The 14967-nt window shown below is 40.5% G+C and carries 16 protein-coding genes; 9 read left to right on the plus strand and 7 right to left on the minus strand.

The annotated features are described in order from the left end of the window. Window position 1: 1 nt before the first annotated feature. On the plus strand, window positions 2–1000 hold the full coding sequence (locus B5X76_RS11305; RefSeq protein ID WP_079643223.1) for a tetratricopeptide repeat protein: 999 nt from the start codon (window positions 2–4) through the stop codon (window positions 998–1000). Between the two features lies 1 nt (window position 1001). Then, on the plus strand, window positions 1002–1436 hold the full coding sequence (locus tag B5X76_RS11310; RefSeq protein ID WP_079643224.1) for an FKBP-type peptidyl-prolyl cis-trans isomerase: 435 nt from the start codon (window positions 1002–1004) through the stop codon (window positions 1434–1436). A 75-nt stretch (window positions 1437–1511) separates the two neighbouring features. Here B5X76_RS11310 and B5X76_RS11315 read toward each other — a convergent pair whose 3' ends face one another. Genes B5X76_RS11315 through B5X76_RS11330 form a run of 4 tightly spaced genes read right to left on the minus strand, consistent with a single transcriptional unit; the run spans window position 1512 to window position 6019 of the window. Beyond that, window positions 1512–2345, minus strand: coding sequence for an MBL fold metallo-hydrolase (locus B5X76_RS11315; protein ID WP_079643225.1), 834 nt, complete (start codon window positions 2343–2345; stop codon window positions 1512–1514). 55 nt (window positions 2346–2400) lie between these two features. Further along, window positions 2401–3405 carry an ATP-grasp domain-containing protein gene (locus B5X76_RS11320; RefSeq protein WP_079643226.1) on the minus strand — a complete coding sequence of 335 codons (1005 nt, stop codon included), beginning with the start codon at window positions 3403–3405 and terminating at the stop codon, window positions 2401–2403. Between the two features lie 12 nt (window positions 3406–3417). Continuing rightward, window positions 3418–5247: a flavohemoglobin expression-modulating QEGLA motif protein gene (locus tag B5X76_RS11325; RefSeq protein ID WP_079643227.1), complete on the minus strand. Its 1830-nt coding sequence runs from the start codon at window positions 5245–5247 to the stop codon at window positions 3418–3420. Then, window positions 5237–6019, minus strand: coding sequence for an N-formylglutamate amidohydrolase (locus B5X76_RS11330; protein WP_079643228.1), 783 nt, complete (start codon window positions 6017–6019; stop codon window positions 5237–5239). Before B5X76_RS11330 ends, B5X76_RS11325 begins: the two co-directional genes overlap by 11 nt. Window positions 6020–6134: 115 nt before the next feature. Here B5X76_RS11330 and B5X76_RS11335 point away from each other — a divergent pair, with 115 nt between their 5' ends. The 3 genes from B5X76_RS11335 to B5X76_RS11345 are packed head-to-tail and all read left to right on the plus strand — an operon-like array spanning window position 6135 to window position 7352. After that, entirely contained in the window at window positions 6135–6458 is a 324-nt protein-coding gene (locus tag B5X76_RS11335; protein ID WP_139375281.1) for a hypothetical protein, read from the plus strand. A 2-nt stretch (window positions 6459–6460) separates the two neighbouring features. After that, on the plus strand, window positions 6461–7012 hold the full coding sequence (locus B5X76_RS11340) for an RNA polymerase sigma factor (RefSeq protein ID WP_079643230.1): 552 nt from the start codon (window positions 6461–6463) through the stop codon (window positions 7010–7012). Continuing rightward, entirely contained in the window at window positions 7002–7352 is a 351-nt protein-coding gene (locus B5X76_RS11345) for a hypothetical protein (RefSeq protein ID WP_079643231.1), read from the plus strand. Before B5X76_RS11340 ends, B5X76_RS11345 begins: the two co-directional genes overlap by 11 nt. Here B5X76_RS11345 and B5X76_RS11350 read toward each other — a convergent pair. Then, entirely contained in the window at window positions 7342–9417 is a 2076-nt protein-coding gene (locus B5X76_RS11350; protein ID WP_079643232.1) for a TonB-dependent receptor, read from the minus strand. The two genes, B5X76_RS11345 and B5X76_RS11350, sit on opposite strands and share 11 nt — an antisense overlap. After that, window positions 9404–10696: a BamA/TamA family outer membrane protein gene (locus B5X76_RS11355; protein WP_079643233.1), complete on the minus strand. Its 1293-nt coding sequence runs from the start codon at window positions 10694–10696 to the stop codon at window positions 9404–9406. The genes B5X76_RS11350 and B5X76_RS11355 overlap by 14 nt, the downstream gene beginning before the upstream one ends. 172 nt (window positions 10697–10868) lie before the next feature. Between B5X76_RS11355 and B5X76_RS11360 the strand changes: the two genes are divergently transcribed. Then, window positions 10869–11150, plus strand: coding sequence for a GNAT family N-acetyltransferase (locus B5X76_RS11360; RefSeq protein ID WP_079643234.1), 282 nt, complete (start codon window positions 10869–10871; stop codon window positions 11148–11150). Between the two features lie 64 nt (window positions 11151–11214). Then, window positions 11215–11958 (plus strand): hypothetical protein, encoded by a 744-nt coding sequence (locus tag B5X76_RS11365; RefSeq protein WP_079643235.1) that lies wholly within the window; start codon window positions 11215–11217, stop codon window positions 11956–11958. 48 nt (window positions 11959–12006) lie between these two features. Here the strand turns inward: B5X76_RS11365 and B5X76_RS11370 are convergent, their stop codons facing one another. Continuing rightward, window positions 12007–12882 carry a 1-aminocyclopropane-1-carboxylate deaminase/D-cysteine desulfhydrase gene (locus B5X76_RS11370; protein WP_079643236.1) on the minus strand — a complete coding sequence of 292 codons (876 nt, stop codon included), beginning with the start codon at window positions 12880–12882 and terminating at the stop codon, window positions 12007–12009. 91 nt (window positions 12883–12973) lie between these two features. Between B5X76_RS11370 and B5X76_RS11375 the strand changes: the two genes are divergently transcribed. Together B5X76_RS11375 and B5X76_RS11380 are read left to right on the plus strand one after the other, a co-directional pair. Next, window positions 12974–14011 carry an RluA family pseudouridine synthase gene (locus B5X76_RS11375; protein WP_079643237.1) on the plus strand — a complete coding sequence of 346 codons (1038 nt, stop codon included), beginning with the start codon at window positions 12974–12976 and terminating at the stop codon, window positions 14009–14011. A 43-nt stretch (window positions 14012–14054) separates the two neighbouring features. Further along, window positions 14055–14915, plus strand: coding sequence for an aminotransferase class IV (locus tag B5X76_RS11380; protein WP_079643238.1), 861 nt, complete (start codon window positions 14055–14057; stop codon window positions 14913–14915). The last annotated feature ends 52 nt before the right edge of the window (window positions 14916–14967 follow it).

Consider the following 14967-nt stretch of genomic DNA (forward strand, 5'->3'; position numbering starts at 1 on the left):
TTTGAAAGACAACAATCCATATTTCTACTTAGCGAGTTCGCAACTATTCCCGTTTACAGCGTCTATACAAACTGATAGAAGGGATACCGATCTACTCGCGATTGCACAGGAGGCATTAGCACTGGTAGAAGCTGGGCATACCGCCGATGCCTTAGATTTATACTCGACAACAATCGAAAAACACCCGCAACTCCCTTTCTTTTATGCCTGCAGAAGTCTTTTAAACACGCATTTGGGAGATGAGGAAGGCGCCTTTTATGATTATCAGATAGCGAAGAAACTGGATTTTAACTACCATAATTTTTTAGAGTGGCAAGAGAATACAGGTGCGATGCACTTGGCTCCAGAACTTGAAGAGCTTAATGAGGAAATGAAACAAAACGATTCTTCGTCTCAATCCTTTATCAATAGAGCAATGCTTTGGGTACAGCATTTTGATTACGAACAAGCCATTGATGATTACAGTTTAGCTCTCGCTATCGCCGACAATCCCGAGGTACGCATATCCAGAGCTGCAGTTTTTATGCGTATGCTACGTTATGACATGGCACTAATGGATTTAAACGCAGCTATTGGCCTGGACCCAAAGCTACATATGGCTTTCCTATATAGAGCAAAATTATTTGTTGCTGTACGAGAAGATGATGCAGCATTAGCGGACTTTGAGCAGGCATTACAATTAGCACCCGATAATATAGAAATATTCGAAGAAAGAGCCAGCTATTATGAACGGATAGAAGATTGGCGGGCGGCTATTGCCGATTATAATCAAGTTATATCACGTAATCCAACAGATTTTTATTGTTATGTATTGCGCGCAGATGCATACGAAAGGGTAGAAGATTGGCAAGAGGCTATTGCTGACTACGATGAAGCAATTCGTTTGAATCCGCACTATTCAGATTTGTACCAATACAGAGGCACGTTAAAGCAAAAAATAGGAGATGAGGATGGCGCAGCCCGAGATTTTAACACATTTGAAGATTTAGAACAGGAATAAAATGGGAAAGCCAAACGCTCACCTGAAGCGGATAAAAGATCTAGCTGCTAAAAACCTGGAAGAAGGCGAAGCTTTTTTAAGTCAAAACAAAAATAGGGAAGGTGTCGTCAGCTTAAATAATGATTTACAATACGAGATCATTGTTCTGGGAAATGGAGAGATTCCTTCTTCCAAATCAAAAGTATTATGCCACTATCAGGGACAACTATTGAATGGTTTTATTTTTGATAGTTCCTATCAGCGAAAGCGTCCAGAAGCGCTGCTGATAAAGGAATTAATACGCGGTTGGCAACAAGCATTGTTGTTAATGCCTTTGGGTAGCAAATGGAAACTATACATCCATCCCCGCCTGGCTTATGGATTTGAATCGATAACCAAAGAGAGCGGGGGCAATTGCACCTTAATATTTGATATTGAATTGATTGCCATTTTATAACATATTATACCAATAACGTTGTTTGTCAACGAGGAGTACAGCGCTATTGGTATAACTAACTATTACTGATAAAGCCTAAATTTCCGACAGTTTAAAGATATCCTTAACTCTTACTCCTTTTTCTGTATGTTGCAATGTACAACATTCGTTCGCTGCATCATGCTCGAAGAAGAGAATATACTCTTTGTCAACAATTTCTTGCCAATAAGACTGACGCTCTTCCATTGTAGTCAGTGGTCGCACGTCATAGCTCATGACATACGGCAGGGGTATATGACCTACTGAAGGTAGTAAGTCTGCCATATAGAGTATCGTCTTGCCCTTATAATTAATTTGAGGAAGCATCATCGCTTCTGTATGTCCGAAGGCATAGCGTACATCAATATTTTTATCATAGGCATCTCCTTCCTTAAGGAAATTCAATTGACCACTCTCCTGGATAGGAAGTATATTCTCCTTTAAAAAAGAAGCCTTTTCGCGCGGATTGGGATTTATGGCCCAATCCCACTGTCGCTCATTAGACCAGAAATGTGCATTCTTGAACGCAGGAACAAGTTTATTACCATCACGCATTATAGCTCCGCCACAATGATCAAAATGAAGGTGAGTAAGAAACACGTCTGTAATATCGTTTCGGTGAAAACCATACTTTGCCAAGGACTTATCCAGTGTATCATCCCCATGCAGGTAATAATGACTAAAAAACTTATCGTCCTGCTTATCACCTAAGGCAGTGTCAACGAGTGTAAGTCTCTTTCCATCTTCGATAAGCAACAAACGATTGGCCCAGGTACATAGATTGTTGGCGTCGGCTGGATTAGTACGTTGCCATATCGATTTTGGAACTACGCCAAACATAGCACCGCCATCCAATTTAAAATACCCCGTATCTATACTGTACAACTTCATCTTCTTGTTTTTTGGTTTCAACAAACCTACATAAAATGCAAGATATTCGCGAGGATCACCTATAAAATGTGCTGACTTTGGCCTCTAAATGTTGAATGATATGGCCTACAAAATCTCTTCCGCTCAGATGTGCTGCCAATCCCAACGCTCCTGGGCTAAAAACATTAATTTCCATTATCTTATCTCCCACGATATCCAAGCCAACAAAGTACATACCATCTTCTCGTATTTTGGCGCTAACCTCATTTACCAGATGAAGCACCGTTGCATCGATCATAGCTTTTACCGCTTTAGCTCCTTGATGTATATTACTTCGGATCTCGCCATCTTGCTGCACACGCTGTACAGCCGCATACTCACCGTCCAGAATTATAGGTTGGCCATCCAGCACAAAAAAACGAAGATCACCTTTGGTCGCTTCTGGCAAATACTCCTGCGCGATCACATAACCATCACGGGCTATCACTTCAACGGTTTGCTTGAGGTTATGCTGTTCATCCGGTGTGATTAAGAACACGTTCTTTCCTCCGGAACCTTTTACAGGCTTCAATATTATTTTATCATTTTGGGATTCCATAAAATCTAATACATCCGAGTAAAAACGGGTTACCAGCGTCTTCGGACGCACAACCTTTGGGAAATTTTCTAAATACAATTTATTGCTCGCTTGTATCAGTTGGTCTGGGTCATTAATAACAAGACGTCCCATTTTCTTTATTAGTTGCGCAAATTGCAAGCCCATTGCTGCAGCCCAAGGTCTGTTGTACATATCTAATACAGGGTCAAAGCGAAGCCAGAGCACATCGATATCTTTCATATGATAACGAACCTTGGCTGTGCTTCTGAGCTCGGCGAGCATCTCTTCTTTTGAAGCTATCTGACTATTTTGTTCTATAACCCGAGCATGAGCTTCAATATGTTTATCGTCTACATAAACAAAATCAGCGAGCCCTATATAGATGATAGAATGTCCTCGTTGTAACGCATTATAGGCAAGAAGCGTTGTTGTAAAACCATTCTCTTCTTTGTGTGTCTGGTTAATCAAAAATGCTATATTCATAGGGGGGAATTACTATTGTATTAATTTAAATATACTTCCTTCGTTTTTAATAAAATCCAATTGTTCGTCATAAGTGCCGCTTAGATACCGAGGCGTGATAACGGGCATATTCATATAACCACGCTGAATCAGATCCTGAATAATGGGAATGTAGTCTTCTCGTATCTTTCCCACAGTAAGTAGCTTCAGATCCTGACCGTTTTTAATATAGGAGATGAGTTCTATCAACCCTTGGAGATATAGCGCATCCTTCGTCAAACCACCGCCACGATATACACGCATCGTTATATTAAACGACATTTCGTCGCTGAATTGGTAATCTTCCATCAAAAGAGCAAATGTATCCATAAAGCTATGGCCCATCAACATATTGCGCACGGCTATAACACGACCTGCCAATATACGTAACCGCTGATTGGACAATCCGCCTATCAAGTACTCGGAGAGCACGGCCAATCCTTCCTGTAATTGTTCGTAGCCTGGCACCCCCAGACTAAACAGCTGTAAGGGCTGCGCCTTTCCATTAAAGTAAGTGGCGATATGTGTACCAACCTCATGTTGGATCAATGCTGGAGCACGCTCTGGCGATATTTGATAATCGGCTCCAATATTCAGAACGCCTCTATTGACCATCACGCCGGATATGTCTGAGCGCACGCGGACAGTAGTATGAAAATCCGGGGCTTGACTACTCAGATATGCTATTTCCTCTCTGGCCAGTTGAGCGAACTCCCGGGCATTGAGTTTTTTCTCTGCTCGGGATGTTGGCATAGTATTATGAGCGATAACCGTCAATATAGATTGTGCGATTTGTAATAGCTTATCGCTTACATTACCAAATATTTGCAGACTACCATGCATGAAATCTTCCGTATTCCGATCGGCCAGCATACTCATCATCTCGTCCAGTTCCCGACGCTTGTCCCGAAATAAGTAAGCAATTGTCGGATCATAAATATCTTCAATACGAAGATTATACAGATTACGTTTGACCAAATCGGGATCGATAGGCATGGGCCTATATTGAAACACGGGCATTTTGCTAAATCTCGATTTTTTGAAGGACTCCCAAGCCTCAGGAACATTAACAGGTGTCACCAATAACAGAAAGTCAAAACGTTGGCTCTCTGCTGTAAGCGCCCGATCAATCTCAAATACATTGGATGTAATTTCCTTACGAAGATTAAACCGAAACGTGGCTGGATTTTGATCTGTAAACAAACGTACATATTCAAAAAATACGCGTAACAAAATCTTGCCCAGTGATTCTCGATAATGTCGTAATAAAATAGGGAGGTAATCGCCATTACTCAACTGATAGCTCTTACGAACTGACATCCCAATGATATAAATGCTCTTTTCAAGCGATTCTTTTAGACTAAAAATACGGTCGCAATCCGGTGGGCATGGCAACTCTTTCAATTTTTGAATTTCAGAAACAATATCCTGGGCTTCTGTTTGGAGATTTTTGTGCATATACTCTGCCAATGGTAAAATGCCCTTCTGACCGACCAAGATACTTACATCTGTAGATTGGTCCGGTAATCCGCTCCACACCTCTACCAATAGACAGGAACCAAATTGCTCTTGGATACCAACCGCTATCTTTCGCAGTAAGATTTCGACATCGGCACTATCCCGTTGGATAATGATACTGGCCAACTGTGACTTCGCCAAATTGGATAACATTTTATCTTTTGATCCAATTGGGTGCCTATAAATAAATACACAGGGTACAATTTTTCTAAAGACCAATTTTCCAATATTGGGAATCTGAACATGAAAAGGTTCTTTTGCCTTTATAGCACTCCATATAAAGTTTAAACGTCTCTCATCGCTCATACACAAAATAATCTTTTAAGGTCTGTACTGTATTTATCAGCAATTGTTTACATGCTGCGATCCGCTGTACATCCGGCTCTCCTGTCCATTCATTCATAAAGTCTTTACGAAACTCTATAGCCAATACACATCCCTTCTCACCAAAATTTGCATTAATAAACTGGCTCAAATAGCCCCCTTTAAATTTGACATTCTCTCGAATATCTATGGGTTCGCCGTATAACTTTTGCCCCTGAATAGCTGCTACAAAATTATCTGTCAAGAGACGCCATTTCGGCGTGTTGTAATAGGTACCGAGGTTTATCTGTGGATTGGCTTCTTTATCAACTTCCTCTCTAGCAGACGTTCGCTTAGCGTTGTAACTATGCACGTCGAGAACAACAAAAAAGCCATATTTTTGTATAGTAGTCTGGATATGTCGCTCGATAATACGGTACACATCGCGATGCTTCTTGTAGAGGATCTCCAAAAAAGTGGAGGGAAGATTTTCTTCCCAAACATCTAGGCCCCAAGCTAGTTCGGGACGGAGGTATACGGACTGTTCAATATCACGGTTCAGGTCCAGCTGAAACCGCGAGGTACCTACTACAAACTGATTGATCGGCAACTCTGCTATCAACGCGGTATAAGGGTCTTCTTCTCGTAAACGCTGCTTACTATTCAATAATAAATAGGGCAATAGATCATCATCTATATGATGTCCATCATGTATGGCAAAAGACCAAAAGGGGCTATCGACAGTCTGAATATGATAACTAATTTGCAATGACATAGGCTGAAGCTTAAATCTTACTAATAGAACAGTAGGAGGTACAAAAAGTTTTTTTTTACAAAAGGTGTAACCCTTTTGAAATTGTAGACGACTAATGCTAAAAGAACATTTAAATATGGAAAAAGAAACAATGCTAGCAGTTATGTCTATAGGACTTTTCGCAGCGATAACATTATCAATTTATTTCATTATGAGATTTAGGGCCGTTCGCATAGAGAATAACGGCATTCAGAACGTCAAGAGAGAACCCTATGATTGGCAGAAACCTGGAATTGTGGTATTGGGAATAGGTACCGGAATTTTCATTGTCGGAATTCTTAGGGAATTTAACTATTTTCATTCGGAAGATTCAATCCCGATGGGGATCATTACGATATGTGCCGGTATTTCTATGATTGTGGCGAATAAATTGGACAAAAGGCAAGAGCCTAAAGATTAAAGATGGACCAAATCTATATTGATAAGGTTTTAGCTGGAGATCCATATGCTTTTAGGTATTTTCTGACTACTTACAAGCATATGGCCTATTCTGTAGCGCATTCTATTGTAAAGCAAGAGCATCTTGCCGAAGAAGTCGTTCAAGATGCATTTATGCGCTGCTATCAGTCTTTGGCAAAGTTCAAACAGCAATCCAAATTCAGCACTTGGTTCTACCGTATTGTTGTAAACTGTGCATTCACTACCGCGCGTAGGTTGAAACCTGAATCTGTGACTTTTGACCTTCAAGAACATGACTTCGCTTGGGGTGAAAATGCGTTTGATAAGCTTGTAAAGAAAGAACGGGAACAGGTTATTCAAGAGGCACTGGTTCTGATCCCAGCCAATGAAGCCTTGGCATTACGCCTTTACTACCTAGAAGAGTTAGCCATACAAGAGGTCTGCGATATCACCGGTTGGACAGATTCTAATGCAAAGGTAATCTTATTCAGAGCGCGCAAACATCTCTATAGCGCATTGTGCCGATTAATGAAAGAAGAATATTATGGAACATAAAGACGAACTATACACGTTGTTAAAGAGCAGTAAGCTCGAAATGCCATTTGCCGATTTCGAAGATAAAGTAATGGAAAATATCCTCCACTACGAACGATCGAAAGAGGAAATGACTAAAAGTAAAAAAATGGCAATTCTATTCTTCCTAATAGGCACTGTCTTTGGGATGATGTTCAATTATGTTGCTAGCTTATTCTTAATGTCCTATGGGCTTTCACAAAGCTTGCAAGATAAACTATCATTCTTCTCGCAGATGATTTATGTTATTTTGATTGTACTTTTCAGCGACAAACTCTGGAAACTATTCAAAATAAGCAAACGCGCAACTGTTAAAAACTAAACTTAGATCCGCCGTAAAAATTGCGTTTGGCAGCAGCGTTGAAGTAACGTCCGCCAAACGCGTTAATATCATTGCCTAGACTATACTTTTGATTCAACAAATTGTCTACTCCAACAAATACCTGTAGGCGTTTATTCTTCGGCAGGGGGAGGACGTGACTTATTTTTCCCTGTATCAGGTGATACTTTTCCGCAAACACCGTATTGCCGTCATCCAATGGCATAGATCCTGTATAATTGTGGTATAGATTAAGCTCTAATCTAGAGGGCAGTTCAATCTGCAAGCTATTCGTCCACACCCACTTTGGCACTGCAGTTATACGATTTCCACTGTAATCTTTATCGGCAACTTTATAATCCCCAAAATGATAATCATTATAGCTTAAGGCCGAATGCCAGCTTAAACCACGTAATATGGCAGCATTTGTTGCTAGTGGTATTGTTCCCCAAAAGGAAATCTCCAATCCTTTTTGCTTCATTTCTCCGGCATTCTGATAATACTCCGCTCCGGAATCATTCAGGCTGCGTACTATACCATTTTTCATTTGATAAGTATAGGCTGCCAGATCGATTATTAACCTGTTGTTTTTAGCTTTCACTTTATAGCCAATTTCATAGTTGGTCCCGGATTCTGCTTGAATTTGCGTATTAATTCTATTGTCTGAAGAACGTACTTCGGCCAAAGTCGGAGTCGAATATCCCTTTGCTACAGACATACGCCATGACATCATATCATTTAAAATATAGGATGTTGCTATTCTTGGCATCCATTGGGTATGAAATGATATACTTCCCTGAGCGGGAACAGACGCAGGAAATTTTCGATCATAACTGATATTGCTTCCGTTCAGACCTATTGACCCCTCTACATTCCAATTTTTTAACAACGCTATCTGCCCTCGATAGAAGATACTCCATTGCGAGTTCGACATATCATCCTCTGCCTGCATAGTTCCGGCAACCCCCTTGTTGTTGTCGTAATTATCTATATTGCTAGTCCCTTTTATGCCTTCAAAACCGAGTTGCATTTGCCAAGGTAGGGTAGCATCCTTCCCATCTAACGACAAATAACTCCGCAAACCCCAGTTTTTCTCAATACGCATTTCGTAATTTGTGATGAAAGGATTTTCAAAATCGGTATAGGAACCAAACAGGGCGAGCAGATAAGAAAGATCTTTTGTCAGTTGCAATCGATTCGATACCCCCACAAATCCTGTTCTGTTGTATATAGCAGCCTGTTGTTCTTTTGCACTAGGATTTGGCCCTGCAGCAGGACGAGATGCCCTGGGGTCAGCTTCATATTGCGTTGCATTTAAACCTCCAGGTGTTTGGTAATCCATATCAGTATAAAGCGCAAATACACGCAATTGTGCATGCTTATGGTACTGCCACTGATGAGCAGTCTGCACAGTCTTTTTGTTTAATGCAGATTGCTCTCTGTAACCGTCAGAACGAACAAAAGTCTGGTCCAAAGAAAATTGATATGTAGGATTTACGTTTTGTTGAAGTGACAAAGTCTGTTGAAACAAACCGTAGGCCCCAGCGGTTAAATCAACTTCGCGCTTATTCTCCGTCGCCTCAAATCCTTTAGGTCTAATCTGCAAAACTCCGCCGGAGTTTGCTCCAAAAAGAGAGCCATCAGGCCCTTTAATGATTTGAATAGCCTCGATGCCTATGGGAGCTAACAAGTTGACATACGTATTTCCCCCAGCATCCGTCAAGGGAAATTCGTCGATATAGACTTTGGTATTGCGTACACCAAATGGCGAACGAATCAAACTGCCTCGCATAGCTATACGATAGGAGCCAGGAGACCTTTCTTCCATCCGGATACCGGGTACGGTATTCATTGCAGACACCAATGATGTGGTCGATTGTCGGGAGAGGGCCTCTGCAGATAGGGTATGTGTCGCCGATGTCACCTCTAGTAAGGACTGTTTGGCGAAATAAACCTTAACGTCAACAGGCTGTAAATCTATTTTAGTACTGTCTCTCTTAATTTGTGCATGTACGTTGGATAGCGATAATACGGCTAATAATGGGAAAATCGAATTAAAATGCTTCATTAAGTCCTAAAAATAAACCTTTTTGACCAAATCTTCCAATAGCATAGTCAATACAAAGATTGGTACGTGTCATTTTATTAAACAAAACCCGTAGACCAGCACCACCTGAGGGCTGCCAATGACGGAACAACTTTGTGCCCATCTGATCGTCTACTGTCTGTACGTTTCCAAAGACAACACCGCTCAAAAAACGATTACGCAGTATAGGAAACCGGTATTCTACCTCACCATATGCATAAGAGTTGCCTTTGAAATAACCGTTTGTATATCCTCGACCGCTTTTGGAATAAGGATCTTTGCCTGTGCCTGGCAAATCAAGGTAGGCTAGCTTGCCGCTCAGATTATAAGAACCGTAATACCAAAATGCCAATACATGATTCGGTCTTTCGGTAGACAACTGTATGTATTTACGAAAATCCGTAAGGAGTTGGACCGCATTTTGTGAACTCCCCATCCAGGTTTGGTTCACTCGAAATACCACATCGCTATAGATACCTTTGTAAGCACTATTCGGATTATCCCTTGTCATATATTGTAAATTGAACATCAGCCCGTTATTGTTATTGCTTGCGGGATCGAAACCATTCCACTTGCTGTAAATCTCAACAGGGGAGGGATCGATATCTGTTAATGTATTGATATTACGTTTGAGTTCAAAATACACGCCTGCTCCTACAAAAAGTCCTGGGCTCAACTTTTTGTAAACACGTTCATTAAACCCATATACAGTATACTTATTTACAAAACGGTCCCGATTTGGGTTATTCAATATCAATTCTTCCTCTGTAGGATTAGGTAATTGATTACCGATCCCCATACCGTAGTCCAGACCGACCATCTTTGCGATATGTAGACTTCCTTTAAGATTCCATTTGTTTTCTTTGGTATAGATATCATGAAATAAATAACCTACAATAATGCCGCGCGTTGTATAATTCAAGGCTGTAGCAAATACAGACATACTGGTGTTTTTTTTATCTCCAAAATGTATCCCGCCGACAGCCTTAACGCCAATTTGAAAGCCAATGCTTGGATTGTAGTTAATGTTGGGTAAATAGGATATACCAGATCTTTTTTGGGGAATACTGTCTTTTTTCTTTTTCTTAAAAGGATTGATATCCTGAAACAGGTCGACTACATCATAAAGACTATCGGGCGCTAGGTATACATCCTTATTTTTTCGTACAAAAAGGCTATCGGTATTCCGCTGATCTTCGATTTGTGCGTAGCACATTACCGTGAAAAGATTAACAAATAGCAAGACTAGCAGGTTTTTCATACGGTTTCTTATTGTGCGTTAAGTAGTACGAAAGTAAATATAAGTTTCGGCATTCATACAGAATTTGCAAAGATTAAAACACTTTCTGAGCAATATTTGTTATTTTGGTATCGCAGCAGTATTTAACTGTTCTAAAGATAAAATATCATTGACAAGCTTAAAACGAATCGTTATGTTGATTAAAAAAGAAGAATCAGGTAGCAAAGGTGCCTTTGTTGCTTACGAAGAAAATAAAAAGATCGGTGAGATGAGCTACTCTATTGCAGGGGCGGACAAAATAATAATCGATCATACAGAAGTAGACCCTGAGCAAAAAGGAAAAAGTGTAGGCAAAATATTACTTCAAAAAATTGTTGAGAATGCTAGAGATAACAACATTAAAATCATACCCTTATGCCCATTTGCAAAAGCTATGTTTGATAAGGATATAGATATCAGAGATGTGCTGGCATAAGTATATTTCTGAGTACTTGTAGTAAGTTTTGAAAATTGCTCGTATAATTGTGAAATTTTAAATTATGAAGAGGAAAATCATACTTGCTTTTGCCTTTGTGGCTTTTGCCACGCTATCTTACGGGCAATCCCTACAAGATGTCGTATATCTAAAAAATGGGTCTATTATTAGGGGGATTATAGTGGAACAGGTCCCCAATCAAAGCCTCAAGATTCAAACAAAAGATAAAAATATTTTTGTATTTAACTTTACGGAAATTGAAAAGATAACGAAAGAGGGGGAAGAGAAAAAAGGTCGTAATGTTCGTGAGGCCGAATCTACGGACCCAAACCAAACTAATGGTTTGAAAGCAGGAGTTTATATAGAACCGTCGTTAATCGTAGCGCCAGTAGTAACTAAATCGGATAATGATAAAAAATATGTATTAACTCAGGCTCAAATCACAGCAAATTGTCAACTTAATCCATTTATAGCATTAGGGATAGGAGCAGGTGTACGTTCTTATAGTTTTGATGACACCTATGTTCCGTTGTACGGACAGTTTAGAGTTAACTTTAAGAATAAACCCGTAAGCCCTTATTTAGAAACCGCTTTAGGCTATGGATTTTCGACGAAAGATACCTACGATGGAGGAGCTATGTTCAATTTGTCATTTGGCTTTGCAAAGAAAATGAAAACAGGTCAAGTTCGTTTTGGTTTGGTGCTAGATGCTTTTGACCGTAAATCCGATAACGATAACGATGACTTTAACCTGTATCCCGATCTAGGATCAACTGCCTTTGGTTTAAAAGTCGGATTTACTTTTTAAGTATATTGCAACAAACCTTTTCTAATTTTTATCTTCTCTCGTATGCTCTCATTTAAAGTGTTCCAATTGGCCCAATAGTCCGGTGAGACCTCCTGTATGTATGAATAGGATACGACTTCCCTTTTTAAATCGGTCTTGCTCCAAAAGATCGTGTAATGCGAATAGGGCTTTGCCGGTGTAAGTTGGTTCGATCATAATTCCTGTTTGGCGGACAAAGTCCTGTACAAAACGGATAAGGTCGGGCTTGACTTTTGCATAACCTCCAAAATGATAATCGATGTGAAATTCGCAATTAGCGGTTGAGGCCCCCAATGCGTTCATTTCGTCTTTGATAAACAGACCTCCTTTTAAGACGGGGACAACCTGTAGCATTGTACTTAAGTTGTGTTCTGTCAGTCCCATGGAGAGCCCAGCAGCTGTCGTTCCTGTCCCGGCGGCAACAAAAATGTGATCGTACTCTCGCTCTAACTCGCTCAGCAATTCGGCGCAGCCCTGTGCCCCTTCAGGACCAGAACCTCCTTCGTCAATCATAAAAGCTTTTTTATTGCCCTCGAACGATTCGAAAAGCCTCTTTTTGTCTTTATAATCTTCTCTAGAGACAAAAATCAATTGCATACCAAACAACCTACACATATCCAGTACTGGATTAGCAACTTGCTCACCACGGATGAAGGCTACAGCGTGAAATCCCTGCGATGCCGCAGCACAGGCTAGTGCTAGAACATGATTCGACCAAGCTCCTCCAAAAGTAATTAAAGTATCTTTTCCTAGGCTACTAGCTTTTAACAGGTTATATTTAAGCTTTCTCCATTTATTCCCGGAGATAAAAGGATGAATCATATCATCTCTTTTGATGTAAACTTCAGCATATTTTTCGGTATAAAGCGGGTGGAGAAGCGGCTGTTCGGGACTAAAGATGAGCATTGCTAAAATAGGAGTAATTAATATTCAGTGTATTGAAGTAAGTATGCGCTAAAGTTAGCATTTTTCGGTCTAATTCACTTACTTTTGTGGAATGAATGAAGACTTAGATATACAGGAACAGGACGAGCAGGAGTTGTATGAACATATACGGATAGTTGCTGATAAAGGGCAGGCCTTGCTTCGTATTGACAAGTTTTTGATGAATAGGGTCGAAAATACCTCGCGCAACCGTATTCAGAATGCTATCGATGCTGGCTCAGTGTTGGTCAACGACAAAGTCATAAAAGCTAGTTACAAAGTGAAACCTTTGGACGTCATTACGTTAGTCCTCCCAGACCCACCTCGGGATACAGAGGTTTATGCAGAAAACATTCCATTAGATATTGAATATGAAGACGATGACCTACTAATGGTCAATAAGAAAGCGGGGATGGTGGTACACCCAGGCTTCAATAACTATACGGGCACGCTTGTCAACGCGTTGACGTACCACTTAAGTCAACTACCCACACTACCGGGTAATACAGGGCGTCCAGGACTAGTACATCGGATCGATAAAGACACATCGGGGCTACTCGTTATTGCTAAGAACGAATGGGCGATGACTTTTTTGGCTAAGCAGTTTTTTGAGCACAGCATAGAACGCCGTTATGTGGCCTTAGTTTGGGGCGATATCGTAACGGATGGTTCTGTAAGCGGATATATCGGTAGAGATCTGAAAGACCGCAGGATCATGACTATGTATGATGATCCTGAGAAAGGAAAATGGTCAGTAACACACTATAAGGTTAAGGAGCGATTTGGATTTGTCACACTAATTGAATGTCAACTGGAAACAGGAAGAACACATCAGATACGTGCGCATATGAAATCAATAGGCCATCCATTATTCAACGATGCGAGTTATGGTGGCGATCGGATACTTAAAGGGACTGTATTTTCCAAGTATAAACAATTTGTAGACAATTGTTTTGAGGTAATACCTCGACAAGCTCTTCATGCTAGATCTTTAGGTTTTCAACATCCTAAAACAAAAAAAATGTTGAACTTTGAAGTACCATTACCTGAAGATTTTCGTTTAGCATTAGAAAAATGGCGTGGATACGCTACAGAGAAGGAACTTCTGTAGAACGCCTGTATTAGCGGAGACGATTAAATTTTATTGCATTTTTATGCCTACACACTACATGAACTACAATGGTACACTAGTACCAGAGGAACATACTATATTTACAGCCAGTAGCCGTGCTTTTCGCTATGGAGATGGAATCTTCGAGACCATGCTCTATAAAGATGGCGAGATACGTTTTTTAAGCTTTCATATCGAGCGACTACAACGCAGCATGCAAAGGCTTAGCCTGGACACAGCAGGCAAATTTGACACCTATTTTATAAAAGCAGCTGCGGATGAGCTTATCAGAAAGAACAACATGCTCGGACAGCGTGTCCGTGTACGCCTAGTTGTCTTTAGAGAGGGGGATGGTCTATACACTCCAGACACAAATACGACTGGCTTTATCTTCCAGATACAAAGCCTCAAAGAGCCTGTCAAGGATAAAAAAACGGGATTAATCATCGATCTGTATACCGAAAACAAGAAGGCTTTTGGAGATTTATCTGATCTGAAATCCAACAACTCGCTAATCTATGTTTTGGCTGGTCTATACAAAAAGAAGTTTGACTATGACGATGTACTCATCCTGAATCAGGAAGGCTTTCTATGCGAAGCGCTCAGCTCTAATATCTTTGTCTACTTTGAGAAGACACTATACACTCCCGCCATAAATCAAGGCTGTATCGCGGGGGTAATGCGTCGTGTGGTGATGGATATTGCCGAATCCGAAGGAATCCCTGTGGTTGAGGCTCAGATCAGTCCTGAGATTATGAAAAAGGCTGATGAGATATTCTGTACCAATGCGATACAAGGTATACAGTGGGTAATGGGCTACAAGCAAAAACGGTACTTCAACAAGATATCCCGCATATTGCAAGACAAGTTGAGTACTTGGAACTACGATAAAGAAGGGAGCTAAAATTAAGCTGCTTCACCATTCTGGCTTGCTCTGATAATTCAGGGACAAGCAA

This window comes from Sphingobacterium nematocida (genome assembly GCF_900168125.1).
In the GTDB taxonomy this organism is placed as follows: domain Bacteria; phylum Bacteroidota; class Bacteroidia; order Sphingobacteriales; family Sphingobacteriaceae; genus Sphingobacterium; species Sphingobacterium nematocida.